Below are 13,292 nucleotides of genomic sequence, written 5' to 3'. Positions count from 1 at the left end.
GATTCTTATACTCGAAAATCTTATTTGCTTAATTCCTAAATTAAAAAGATGGCAATTATTATAACAGACGAATGTATCAATTGTGGAGCTTGCGAACCTGAGTGCCCAAATACTGCAATATATGAAGGAGCTGATGATTGGAGATACAAGGACGGAACAAAACTGAAAGGTAAAGTAATTTTGCCAGACGGTACTGAAATTGATTCTGACGAGGCACAAACACCAATCTCTGACGAAGTGTATTATATCGTTCCTGGTAAATGTACGGAGTGTAAAGGATTTCATGACGAACCGCAATGTGCTGCAGTATGTCCTGTAGATTGTTGTATTCCAGATGAAGCACATGTAGAAAGTGATGAAACATTGCTAAACAGGCAAGCATTTTTACACAACGAATAAGTATTGATTTTAAATAAAAAAAACCTGAGATATCTCAGGTTTTTTTATGCAATACTATTTTTGTTATTCTTTGATCATTTCAAAAATTTCAGATGTAATTTTATCTGTTGCTGGATCATAAGATTCTAAAACTAAGTTTCCATCAGCATTAAAGTATCCAAAAGAGGTTTTGCTTTTAGTACTGTAAATATAATTGTTATTTGAAGTTTTTCTTAATACAGCCGCCTTTTCCTTATTAGGCAGGTACATGTTATAACCTGTTTCTGCTAGACTAACTTGGTATTTTTGTCCGTTGTAGTTGTAATAAGCAGATCTGTCTACGTCTACAATATTTGTAACTCCATTTGCTGTTACTGCAGTAATGGCTGTAACCTGTACAGGAGTTTGTTTTATTTCTTTATTCAAAGCATTAGACTCAGCATCTTTCAATTCAATATTTTGAGTTTCTTTTACCTCTTGAGTTTTAACCAATTGTTTTTCTCCTTTTGAATCTTTTATTGTTGTAACCGTTGTTTTTACCTCGGATTTTACATTTTTGATTTGCGCTTGACTATTCACTGAAAATAATAGTGCAATAGCACCAATAAGTATCGTTTTCATAATTATTTATTTATAATATTAATATGAGGTAAAATTACAATGATAACAGAGATAAGTTGTTATGAAATTTCCAGGATAAATTGTATAATTTACACTAGTTACTATTTTCCTTTATGAAAATTTATTAATCGTTAATAGTATGTTTTGAAAATCAAAAAAGAAAATGATTCTTTCGAAACAATTTCGAATAAGTTTTAATTATGATGAGGTACGTAGGTAAGAGTTTTTGCCAAAAAAAAAGGACCATCTTTCGATAGTCCTTTATGAATTTATATTTGAAAATTAGAATTTATAGTTCAAAGATAAATTGAACATAGTTCCTAATTGACTGAAATGGTATCCATCATACGTCATTTGAGAATAACGTCCATTGAAAGTAACCAAATTGAATTGTTTTCTAGTTTGCGCTGGATCATTCAAAATTGCTGTTCCAGCTGCGTTTTCAGCTTTAAATTGCCATTCTGGTAAAACATTTAATATGTTATTTACATTAAGTGCTAATGTAAGTTTATCTGTTGCAGAGAATGTAACTCCTAAATCAGTAACCATTTTTGTCAAAAACTCTACTCTTAAGTCATTTGACATACCAGCATTTTTAAACTTTGTAGGCCCAAACAAGGTATTGTTTACTGTTAATCCAAATTTTCCAATTTCGTATTCTGCACCACCTATTACTTTGAATTCAGGTCTAGAAGTAAATAAAAGTGCTTCTTGGGTTGCATCTATTACAGATTGATTAACAGCTACAACACTTGCAGGATTTTTAACTGGGCCGTCAATTTTATTTGTAATGGTATAGTTACCAGATAAGTTAAAGCCCATTTTTCCAGATCCCACTATTAAATTTTTGTAGCCCGCTACAAGGTCAATCCCAGATGTTCTTGAATCAATTCCGTTAACAAAAAACGCTGATGTATTAGTAGGGGAAAATGTGATAGGATTTCCAAGTACAATTCGGTCTTCTACCTTAATATCATAATAATCTATGGTAAGGTTGAAATTTTTGTTTGGTTTTAAACCTATTCCTGCTGTAAAGTTTGTTGAATTTTCAGAATCTAATTTTGGAACACCACTTGCTCTTGCTGCAGATGATACATTGTTAATTAAACCTTGTACAACGATTCCTTGTCCTGGAACAAAAGAGGATTGTGATTTTTGAGTGTATATTTGATGTAATGATGGTGCTCTGAATCCTGTTGATAAAGAAGCTCTTAGTGTTATTTTATCGTCAGAAAACTTATATCTAGTACTTGCTTTCCATACAGTTGCACTACCAAAATCGCTGTAGTCTTCATATCTAACTGTCCCATTTATTAAAAAATCTTCTGTCACATCGTATGCTAAATCTAAATAGACACCCAAGTTATATCTATTAAATTTACCTGAGTTTTCTGGAGTATTACCTTGAAATGAATCAGCACCACTTCTATTTCCAGTGTATGATGCAAGATCTCCTTCGAAAATTTCAAAATTTTCAGTTCTAAATTCAGATCCAAATCCTAAACTTAATTGATCATTTAAATTTTTAGAGATATCTATATTTCCAACATAGTGATTAAATGATGTTCCTCCTGGTTTGAAAGTGATTGGAGTGTTAATTCCATATAAAAAGTTTTCCCCAGGGTCTTTCGTGTCATTACCATTAGAGTCAATAAATGATCTGTTTTGTGAATTTGAAACGGTGTATATTTGAGTATTACCTCCTGTTGTTAAACTTACATCTGTATTCCATCCATTTTTGGTTGATTTGTAACCTATTGTTGCATTGTAATCGTTAAGATCACCTTCAAATGTTGGTACATAACCTTGGTAAGAAGCAGCAGTTCCATTACCGAACAATGTTGCTAGATATGGCATGTCAGCTACTGATCTCCAATACGGTGTTCTATAATTTGCAAATGAATTCACTTTTTTATACACATAAGCGGCATTGTAATACATTTGATTATTTTCGTTGTAATCAACTCCACCATTCACTAAAAATTTTGCAGAGGCAGTTTCTGGTGATCCATTAACATTTCCAGCATCTGGTTTAAGAGCTAGGAAAGCATTTACGTCAGCAAGGTTAGCGCCAAAATCAGCAACTTCTCCATCTGCATTTACTTTTCCTGGTCTATTTGCTAATGCAACTTTTGAAAAATCTACAGTGTAATTGATAAATCCTTTTTCGCCAATAGTAGATCCATTGTTTAAACTTACTCCATACATTTCACCATCTCCTTCAGATGTTATTCCTGTTCTTAATGTAACTGATCCCAAAGAGGAATTCTTTTTTAAGATGATGTTCATTACACCAGCAATGGCGTCAGAACCGTATTGTGCTGAAGCCCCATCACGAAGTATTTCAACTCTTTCGATAGCATCAGTCGGTATAGCCGAGATATCTGATCCTGTTTCACCACGTCCCGGAGATGTTTGTGTGTACACTAGTGAACTCATGTTTTTTCTCTTTCCATTGATCAAAATTAACGTTCTACTAGGTCCCATATTTCTTATTTCGTAAGGATCTAGTAGGGAAGTAGCGTCATTTACAGGAGTTTGTACCGTGTTAAAAGACGGTATTTTGTACTGTAATGCTTTGTCAAAAGTTGCTTGTCCTGTTGAGGTAAGATCTTTTGAAGATAGTACATCAATAGGAAGTGCTGATGTAGTGTTACTTCTAGGTGCAGTTCTTGTTCCTGTTACTACAACTTCATTTAAATTTTGTCCACCTTCTTCTGATAAAACTACATTGATTACAGCGTCTGTTGCTGCTCTTTCTACTTTGTTGAATCCAACATAACTAAATACTAATGTAGCTCCTTCATTTACTTTAATTTTGTAAGAACCATCACTGTCAGTAGAAACTCCATTTTTTGTTCCTTTTTCTACGATGTTTACTCCTGGCAACGAATTTCCAGAATTGTCTTTAACTACACCTGATATTTGCTTTTGCGCAAATACAAACGAGACGTTTAAGAGGATTAATAATAATGCGATTTTTTTCATAATAAGTTGTGTTTTATTTTTTTTTTGATTTTAAATAGACCGCAATATAATTTTTTTTTAACAAAATATTAGTACTATTTATATTTTTTTTGAAAAAATAGCAGGTTCTCAGTAATGCTATCTTTTAATTATTGAAAACAGTATTAAAATGGTATATTTGCAAACTTTTAAAGCTAAATGTCTTTATCTAATAAGATTTAATGCTTGATAGCTCAAAATTTAAAACTCAAAAGAATCTTGTTTGTCATAAAATGACTCACAGGTTTCTGTTAAAAAATAAAATAGTATTTACAGATGAAAGCAGGAATTGTAGGGTTACCTAATGTTGGAAAATCAACTTTGTTCAATTGTTTGTCAAACGCAAAAGCGCAAAGTGCTAACTTTCCTTTTTGTACCATAGAGCCAAATATTGGTGTTGTTAATGTACCTGATCCAAGAATTAATAAATTAGAGGAATTGGTAAAACCGGAGCGTGTGCAAATGGCTACGGTTGATATTGTAGATATTGCAGGCTTAGTAAAAGGAGCTAGTAAAGGAGAAGGTTTAGGAAATCAATTTCTTGGAAACATTAGAGAGTGTAACGCTATTATTCACGTTTTGCGTTGTTTTGATAACGATAATATTGTGCACGTTGATGGTAATGTAAATCCCATTCGCGACAAAGAAACTATCGATATCGAGTTGCAGTTAAAAGATTTAGAAACGGTTGAAAAACGTTTAGAAAAAGTAAATCGTGCTGCAAAAACGGGTAACAAAGAGGCGCAGACTGAAAAAGCGCTTTTGGATCGAATTAAAGATACTTTATTGCAAGCAAAATCAGCAAGAACTATAACTCCGCAAGGAAATGACGAGGAAGTTTTGATGGAATCGTTTCAATTGATTACCGCAAAACCAGTTTTGTATGTGTGTAATGTAGACGAAAACTCTGCCGTAAATGGAAACAAATACGTAGATCAAGTTCGCGAGTTAGTAAAAGATGAAGATGCAGAAGTAATTATTTTGTCTGTAGGTGCCGAAGCTGATATTACAGAGCTTGAAAGCTACGAAGAGCGCCAAGTGTTCCTTGAAGATATGGGATTGTCAGAGCCAGGAGCATCCGTTTTAATTCGTGCAGCTTATAAATTATTAAAACAACAAACCTATTTCACGGCAGGTGTAAAAGAAGTTCGTGCTTGGACCATCAATATCGGTTCTACCGCGCCACAAGCTGCTGGTGTAATTCATACTGATTTTGAAAAAGGGTTTATCCGTGCCGAAGTAATTGCTTATGAAGACTATGTGCAATACGGTTCTGAAGCTAAATGTAAAGAAGCAGGAAAATTTAAAGTAGAAGGTAAAGAATACGTTGTGAAAGATGGTGATGTAATGCACTTTAGATTCAACGTGTAATTTTTAAATGTAAAAAGTGAAAAGTCGAAAGTTAGAAATAGCTTTCGACTTTTTTTATGGACCTAATCCAGCTTTACGCTTCAAGATTTTTCTATAAAGCCGTTTTTTCTAAGCCCTCAAAGGAGCTTCCTGCGGTCGCTCTTTTAGGTCAAGAAAAAATGTAGCTTTATAAAAAAATGCTTTCCGCTACAATCTGGGGTATTTGTATAGGTGTTTAACGTTTGATTAAAATTATCAGAAGGCGCCTTGATAATTAACTTTGTCATAAAATCTATTTGTTGTACATTTAGAAAAACAATCTTATGAAAATAGTAACCTTTGGCGCAAGCAACAGTAAAAATTCTATCAATAAAAAACTGGCAATTTATGCAGCGCATCTTTTTGAAAATGCAAACGTAGAAGTTCTGGATTTAAACGATTTTCAAATGCCTTTGTTTACAGTTGATTTGGAGGCCGAAATCGGTCAGCATGAGGTAGCGAAAGCATTTTTAGCTGCAATTGCAACAGCTGATGTACTAGTAATTTCTATGACGGAACACAACGGTAATTATAGTGCTGCTTTCAAGAATATTTTCGATTGGAGTTCTAGAATCAACGGAAAAGTTTTTCAGGACAAACCCATGTTGCTTCTAGCTACTTCGCCAGGAGCAAGAGGTGGTGCTAGTGTTTTAGAAATTGCAAAAACTGCTTTCCCGCGTTATGGCGCCAACGTAAAAGCAACTTTTTCGTTACCTAGTTTTGATGCTAATTTTGATATCCAAAAAGGAATTATAACAAACGGTGAATATGATATTAAGCTAAAGTCATTGATTGGTAATTTTAAATCGTAAAGCAAAAAGAGCTTGTCAATATTATTCTTGATAACTTTGAGGCTTTGAATTTTTAAAATTTATCATATTACACTACATTAGCACATTCGAGAGCTTTGCGTAAAGTAAAGCCCAAACTGAACGAAGTTAAAATCCACAAATTTTAAAATGTCCGATCAAAATCAATATACCGAAGACAATATTCGGTCCTTAGACTGGAAAGAGCATATTCGCATGCGCCCCGGAATGTACATCGGGAAACTGGGTGACGGTTCTTCGCCAGATGATGGTATTTATATCCTGTTAAAAGAGGTTTTAGACAACTGTATCGATGAATTCGTTATGGGCTCTGGTAAAACCATCGAAGTGACCATCAAAGACAAAACGGTTTCGGTACGTGATTACGGGCGAGGTATTCCGTTGGGTAAAGTCGTTGATGTAGTTTCGAAAATGAATACGGGTGGTAAATACGACTCCAAAGCGTTTCAGAAATCAGTAGGTTTGAACGGTGTGGGTACCAAAGCTGTGAATGCACTTTCAAACTATTTCCGAGTAGAATCGGTGAGAGAGGAAAAGCAAAAAGCCGCTGAGTTTTCCGCTGGAAATTTAGTCCTTGAAGAAGATATAATTGAAACTACCAAGCGTAAAGGAACAAAAGTAACTTTTACGCCTGATGAAACCATTTTCAAAAATTACAAGTTCCGAATGGAATATGTGATTAAAATGGTAAAGAATTATTGTTACTTAAACAATGGTTTGACGATTATTTTTAACGGTGAAAAGTACATTTCAGAGAACGGACTTCGTGATTTACTAGAAGAAACAATAAGTGCTGATGATTTGGAATATCCAATTATTCACTTGAAAGAACATGATATAGAAATTGCGCTTACCCACAGTAAAACCCAGTACAGTGAGGAGTATCACTCTTTTGTAAACGGACAAAATACCACACAAGGAGGGACGCACTTAGCAGCTTACAGAGAAGCTATTGTAAAAACCATTCGTGAGTTTTACAATAAAAACTTCGAAGCTTCAGATGTACGAAAATCTATTGTGAGTGCTATTAGTATCAAGGTGATGGAACCTGTTTTTGAGTCGCAGACTAAAACTAAATTAGGTTCCACAGATATGGGTTCGGATGATGGAAGTACACCAGTCTCTGTTCGTACGTTTGTAAACGATTTTATCAAGAACAAATTAGATAACTATTTACATAAAAACCCACCAACAGCAGAGGCGTTATTGCGCAAAATTTTGCAGGCAGAGCGGGAGCGTAAAGAATTATCTGGAATTAGAAAACTAGCCACAGATCGTGCTAAAAAAGCCAACCTACATAACAAAAAATTAAGAGATTGCCGTGCGCACTTACCCGATACAAAAAACCCTAGAAACTTAGAGAGTACACTTTTTATTACCGAGGGAGATTCGGCTTCGGGATCCATTACTAAGTCGCGTGATGTGAATACGCAAGCCGTGTTTAGTTTGCGTGGAAAGCCGTTGAACTCGTATGGAATGAGTAAAAAAATTGTGTACGAAAACGAAGAATTCAACTTGCTTCAAGCTGCTTTGGATATTGAGGACGGTCTCGAAAAGTTACGTTACAACAACATTGTAATCGCTACCGATGCCGATGTCGATGGAATGCACATTCGATTGTTATTGATTACCTTCTTCTTGCAATTTTTCCCTGAACTAATCAAAGAAGGACATTTGTATATTTTGCAAACGCCACTTTTTAGGGTTCGAAACAAGAAAGAAACCATTTATTGTTACTCTGAAGAAGAAAGAAGAGAAGCAATCGAAAAACTAAAACCAAAACCAGAAATCACCCGATTTAAAGGATTAGGAGAGATTTCACCAGATGAGTTCAAGAATTTCATTGGAGAAACGATCCGCTTAGATCCAATTATGATGGATAAAAATACCTCGATTGAGCAGTTATTGTCTTTCTACATGGGTAAGAATACGCCAGACCGACAAGAATTTATTATCAAGAACTTGAAGGTGGAGTTGGATGCTTTGGTTGAGGAGTGATATAGGTTTAAAGTAAGATTTAGAATTACTATTTTATACAACTATTTTAATTGTGAGAACTTTTAAATTTGAAATTGTGGAACATATTTCTGAGGAAAACTATTCTTTTTAGACATACACGATAAGAAAAATATACAAAACTATTATTCAATAGAATATATTTAATGAAAGACGAAGAAGACGAAAATACAATTCCTGAGGGAGACGAAAATGAAGATGTAAGCAACGACACTGGTTTTGATGATATAAAAACCTCTAGTGGCATGCAGCATTTTTACGAAAATAATAACGAAGAAGGCGATACCATAACCAAGGTTACGGGCATGTACAAAGACTGGTTTCTGGATTATGCTTCGTATGTAATATTGGAACGTGCTGTTCCGGCTATTGAGGACGGATTTAAACCTGTTCAACGCCGTATCATGCACTCGCTTAAAGAGTTGGATGATGGTCGTTACAACAAGGTGGCGAACGTTGTGGGACACACGATGCAATACCATCCGCACGGAGATCAAAGTATTGGTGATGCTATGGTGCAAATTGGTCAGAAAGAATTATTGATAGATTGCCAAGGAAACTGGGGAAATATCCTAACAGGTGATGGTGCTGCGGCTTCGCGTTACATTGAGGCGCGTTTGTCCAAGTTTGCTTTGGAAGTCTTGTATTCTCCAAAAATTACCGATTGGGGTGTTTCGTACGATGGTCGTCGTGCTGAGCCAAACAATCTGCCGGTAAAGTTTCCATTGCTTTTAGCACAAGGAGCAGAAGGAATTGCTGTAGGACTTTCCACGAAAGTGTTGCCGCACAATTTTAATGAGCTAATTGACGCTTCGATCAAAATATTAAAAGGAAAAGCGTTTACGTTGTATCCTGATTTCATGACGCAAGGTATTGCTGATGTATCAAATTACAATGACGGATTGCGTGGTGGTCGTGTACGCGTACGTGCCAAAATTGCCCAATTGGATAAAAACACGTTAGTCATCACTCAAATTCCGTTTTCGACTAATACGACCACTTTAATTGATAGTATTTTGAAAGCCAATGAAAAAGGCAAAATCAAAATCAAAAAAATTGAAGACAATACCGCTGCTGAGGTAGAGATATTGATTCACTTATTTCCAGGAGTTTCTCCAGACAAAACCATTGATGCTTTGTTTGCTTTTACAGCTTGCGAAACATCAGTTGCGCCTTTGGGTTGTGTGATTGAAGATAACAAACCTTTGTTTATTGGGGTTTCTGAAATGTTGCGCATTTCAACTGCAAGAACAGTTGATTTATTAAAACAAGAACTCGAAATTCAACTCGAAGAATTAAAAAACAAGTGGCACTTTTCAACGCTAGAGAAAATTTTCATTCGCGAAGAAATGTACATTGATTTTAAATTGTATGGTGATAGAGAAGCGCTGTATACCTATTTGTACAACCGATTTGAGCCTTTTACGAAATCTTTTGTTAGAGCCATTAATGATGACGATTTGCAGAAGCTCACGCAAATTCAAATGATTCGAATTACCCGTTTTGACTCGGATAAGGCTGATGACATGATTGCCAAGTTAGAGGACGAGATGAAGGAAGTAGAACATCATTTAGCTCATTTAACAGACTTTGCAATAGCGTACTTTACGAAATTAAAAGAGAAATACGGTAAAGGTCGCGAACGCCAAACCGAATTGCGTATTTTTGATGATATCGAAGCAACAAAAGTAGTCTTGCGCAACACCAAACTGTATGTAAATAGAGAAGAAGGTTTTGTAGGTACAAGTCTTAAAAAAGACGAGTATGTTACGGATTGCTCTGATATTGATGATGTTATTGTTTTTCTAAGAGATGGAAAAATGATGATTACAAAAGTGGATGCAAAAACCTTTGTGGGTAAAGATATTATTCACGTGGCTATTTTTGACAAAAGTGATAAGCGCACCATTTACAACTTGATTTATCGCGATGGAAAATCGGGTCCATCATACATCAAACGCTTTAACGTATCGGGAGTTACACGTGATAAACCTTATGATTTAACAAATGAAACTGCGGGATCTCAAATCGTATACTTTTCATGTAATCCAAACGGTGAAGCTGAGGTAATTACCATTTTGTTGCGCCAAGTGGGAACTATCAAAAAATTGAAATTTGATATTGATTTTTCAAATCTTGCCATAAAAGGAAGAAGTTCTAAGGGGAATTTGGTAACGAAATATCCAATCAAGAAAATAGAATTAAAAGAGAAAGGGATTTCTACACTATTGCCTCGTAAAGTGTGGTTTGATGATACGGTACAACGATTAAATGTAGATGGACGTGGAGAATTGCTGGGTGAATTTAGACCAAGTGATAAAATTTTAATCATTGCACAATCTGGCAAGCTCAAAGTGATAACGCCGGAGTTGACAACACATTTCGACCAAGACATGGTCGTTTTAGAGAAATGGAATCCTAAAAAACCTATTTCGGCCATTTATTTTGATGGAGAAAAAGAGCGCTATTACATCAAACGCTTTTTGGTAGAAACCGAAAACAAAGAGGAAGCCTTTATCTCAGAACATGCTAATTCGCATCTAGAAATTGTTTCAACAGATTATAGACCTGTTGCCGAATTAGTTTTTGCAAAAGCAAAAGGAGTACAAAAAGAAAACCAAGTGGTAGATGTTGAGGCTTTTATAGCCGTAAAAGGATTCAAAGCCCAAGGTAATCAATTGACTGCAGATAAGTTAAAGCAGGTCAATCTGCTGGAATCACTTCCGTACGAGGAGCCTGTAGAGGAAATTCCAGAACCGATTGTTTTAAATGAAGAAGAGACTGGACCAGTGCAATTAGATGACGATGGTCAAATAACCATGAGTTTAGATTAACAAAAAAGCTTCCAATTTCTTGGAAGCTTTTTTATTATTTACTAGTTATTCATAATTTATTTTTTACTCTTATTCATTTTCATATTCAGTACTTCTACTAATAATGAGAACGAAATAGCAAAGTACAAATAGCCCTTTGGTACTGGTGTTACGTGACTTCCAAAGATCAAAGCGTTAGATAGATGAGCACTTTCAGTAAGCAACATCATACCTATTAAAATCAAAAATGAAAGGCCAAGGATTTGAATAGAAGGGTGTTTGTTTACAAAATTCCCAACAGGAACCGCAAACTGCATCATGATGAGTACAGAAATTATTACTGCTGTAATCATAATGTATAAGGCACCTTCAACACCATTTGTCATTCCTACCGCTGTCAAAATACTATCAAAAGAAAAAACCAAATCAATCAAGATAATTTGAAAAATAACGTTTTGAAATGATTTTGTAGCCGCTTTTCCAAGTTCTTTTTCCTCATGTCCTTTCTCATCCACTTTTTCCCGAATTTCATTGGTACTTTTGTAAATCAAAAATAACCCACCACCCAGTAAAATTAGGCTTTGACCTGTAATTCCAGCCGAAAACCAACTCAACTCAATTTTGAACCATGGTTCTTTCATTTGAATTAATAAATTAATACCAAACAAAAGTGCTATTCTCATGAACATCGCCAAGAACATTCCTATTTTAGTGGCTCTTTTGCGTTGTTCGATCGGTAATTTTCCAGTAGCAATAGAGATGAAAATGATATTGTCAATTCCTAAAACAATTTCAAGAAAAGTCAAGGTTAAAAGGGCTATCCACGCATCAGGGTTTAAAAATACTTCCATTATATTTAGTTAGGGTTGATATCTATTAATTGGTAAGCTTCGTCACGGTTCCGCGCTGTTTGGCATCAGATCCAACCATTCCAAATTCAAAGGTATACGAATTTTTTGATGTCGTCAAGATTTTCATGCCAATAGCTTTTTCTTCAGCCATGTTTTTTGGATGTAATTTTTGCAAAATATATTCACAGTCATTTACCCAACGAATACTTGCGGTATCTGTTTTTCCTTCAAAAGTCTCAATTTCAATACTATCATTGCGTTCAAAGAAAGTGGTTTTTTTAACTCCATTCACTTCATATTCAAACTTGAATTTACCAATTTTAAAATCCTTACAATTTCTATCCGCATCATAACAGGACACGAGGAGCAGTAAGGCCATGAGTAGTACAATTTTTTTCATTTGTTGTTTTTTATAGTTTTTTTGAACCTAATCCAGCTGTTTGTTGCAACTCATAAGAATGTAAATCTTTTTTTCTAGTGCCATAAAAGGAGCTTCCGTTGGTCGCTCTTTTAAGTCAAGAAAAAAATAGCTTTCCAGTCTCATGGGTTTTAACTTCCATCTGGGGTAAAATTAGTGTATTTTAATGTCATATTTGTCTAATAAACCACCAATTCCTTGCGTTGAAAACTTTGCTTTTTTCATCGGATTGTATTCTGGATCTATGATGTAATCTATGGCTTTAGTAAAGTCACTTCCTGCTAATTGCGTGTTGTTAAATAGCGCTCCTTGTAGCGAACTCCCATCAAAAATGGAACCCGTTAAATTGGTTTCAGAAAAATTGACTTCTCGTAACGAACACGAAATAAACTTGGTTTTGGGCATCTTTTTATTGGTAAAAGAGGCATAATCCAAAACACATTCTTCAAACTCCACTTGGAATAAGAAATCATCACATTCATCAAACAAAATCCCTAATAGTTTACAGTTTTTAAATTGTACTCCTTTTAAACTAGCACTAGCTAATCTAGTCATAGAAAGATTACAGTCTTTAAATACACAATCCATAAAGGTAGCATTGGACAAAACCGCATTTGATATATCACAATTTAAAAAAATACATTCTTCAAATTCTTGATTGCTTATCGAGTTGTCAAACGGATTTGTTTTTTCAAATGTTTTTTGAAGTTGAATATTGTTTTTCATTAGTCGTTAAATAAGCTTTTCATAATTGTTTTTAACCCTACATACATTAGGTACATAGCAATAAAACAAACAATCACCCCAACGCTTAATACTAGATAATGCCAAATGTTTTGCTTGTTCATAAAAGCATTATGAATTATTGTTGGTCCTAAAAATAATAGCGGTAAGGCCCCTGCTAAATACCTTATTCCTTTTGATAATAATTCTTTGTTAGTCGCCATTGTTTCTTTTAAAATTTAAGGTT

At 34.7% G+C, this 13,292-nt stretch carries 11 protein-coding genes; 5 read left to right on the top strand and 6 right to left on the bottom strand.

Going from position 1 to position 13,292, the window contains the following annotated elements:
- The first annotated feature begins 48 nt into the window (after positions 1-48).
- Positions 49-399: a 4Fe-4S dicluster domain-containing protein gene (locus IQ05_RS09650; protein ID WP_144892415.1), complete on the top strand. Its 351-nt coding sequence runs from the start codon at positions 49-51 to the stop codon at positions 397-399.
- A 63-nt stretch (positions 400-462) separates the two neighbouring features.
- Here IQ05_RS09650 and IQ05_RS09645 read toward each other — a convergent pair whose 3' ends face one another.
- Both IQ05_RS09645 and IQ05_RS09640 read right to left on the bottom strand, forming a co-directional pair.
- Positions 463-999, bottom strand: coding sequence for a hypothetical protein (locus tag IQ05_RS09645; protein ID WP_144892413.1), 537 nt, complete (start codon positions 997-999; stop codon positions 463-465).
- 282 nt (positions 1,000-1,281) lie between these two features.
- Positions 1,282-3,987: a TonB-dependent receptor gene (locus IQ05_RS09640; RefSeq protein ID WP_144892411.1), complete on the bottom strand. Its 2,706-nt coding sequence runs from the start codon at positions 3,985-3,987 to the stop codon at positions 1,282-1,284.
- Between the two features lie 294 nt (positions 3,988-4,281).
- Here IQ05_RS09640 and ychF point away from each other — a divergent pair, with 294 nt between their 5' ends.
- The 4 genes from ychF to IQ05_RS09620 all read left to right on the top strand — a co-directional run bounded on the left by ychF (position 4,282) and on the right by IQ05_RS09620 (position 11,074).
- Complete coding sequence (ychF, locus tag IQ05_RS09635; RefSeq protein WP_144892409.1) at positions 4,282-5,376, top strand: redox-regulated ATPase YchF; 1,095 nt, start codon at positions 4,282-4,284, stop codon at positions 5,374-5,376.
- A gap of 302 nt (positions 5,377-5,678) precedes the next feature.
- The gene (locus IQ05_RS09630; RefSeq protein ID WP_144892407.1) at positions 5,679-6,206 is read left to right on the top strand and encodes an NADPH-dependent FMN reductase; all 528 of its coding nucleotides are present in this window, start codon (positions 5,679-5,681) and stop codon (positions 6,204-6,206) included.
- Positions 6,207-6,353: 147 nt separating this feature from the next.
- Complete coding sequence (locus tag IQ05_RS09625; RefSeq protein ID WP_144892405.1) at positions 6,354-8,222, top strand: DNA topoisomerase IV subunit B; 1,869 nt, start codon at positions 6,354-6,356, stop codon at positions 8,220-8,222.
- A gap of 164 nt (positions 8,223-8,386) precedes the next feature.
- Positions 8,387-11,074, top strand: coding sequence for a DNA gyrase/topoisomerase IV subunit A (locus IQ05_RS09620; protein ID WP_144892403.1), 2,688 nt, complete (start codon positions 8,387-8,389; stop codon positions 11,072-11,074).
- A 56-nt stretch (positions 11,075-11,130) separates the two neighbouring features.
- Here the strand turns inward: IQ05_RS09620 and IQ05_RS09615 are convergent, their stop codons facing one another.
- The 4 genes from IQ05_RS09615 to IQ05_RS09600 form a co-directional block, all read right to left on the bottom strand.
- On the bottom strand, positions 11,131-11,904 hold the full coding sequence (locus IQ05_RS09615; RefSeq protein WP_144892401.1) for a TerC family protein: 774 nt from the start codon (positions 11,902-11,904) through the stop codon (positions 11,131-11,133).
- 25 nt (positions 11,905-11,929) lie between these two features.
- Positions 11,930-12,304 carry a DNA topoisomerase IV gene (locus tag IQ05_RS09610; RefSeq protein WP_144892399.1) on the bottom strand — a complete coding sequence of 125 codons (375 nt, stop codon included), beginning with the start codon at positions 12,302-12,304 and terminating at the stop codon, positions 11,930-11,932.
- Positions 12,305-12,475: 171 nt separating this feature from the next.
- The gene (locus tag IQ05_RS09605; protein ID WP_144892397.1) at positions 12,476-13,048 is read right to left on the bottom strand and encodes a pentapeptide repeat-containing protein; all 573 of its coding nucleotides are present in this window, start codon (positions 13,046-13,048) and stop codon (positions 12,476-12,478) included.
- Positions 13,048-13,269 carry a DUF6095 family protein gene (locus IQ05_RS09600; protein WP_144892395.1) on the bottom strand — a complete coding sequence of 74 codons (222 nt, stop codon included), beginning with the start codon at positions 13,267-13,269 and terminating at the stop codon, positions 13,048-13,050. Before IQ05_RS09600 ends, IQ05_RS09605 begins: the two co-directional genes overlap by 1 nt.
- Positions 13,270-13,292 lie beyond the last annotated feature (23 nt).

It is taken from the genome of Flavobacterium tiangeerense (assembly GCF_007830355.1).
GTDB lineage: Bacteria > Bacteroidota > Bacteroidia > Flavobacteriales > Flavobacteriaceae > Flavobacterium > Flavobacterium tiangeerense.
This window is presented reverse-complemented; position numbering and strand designations above follow the sequence as displayed.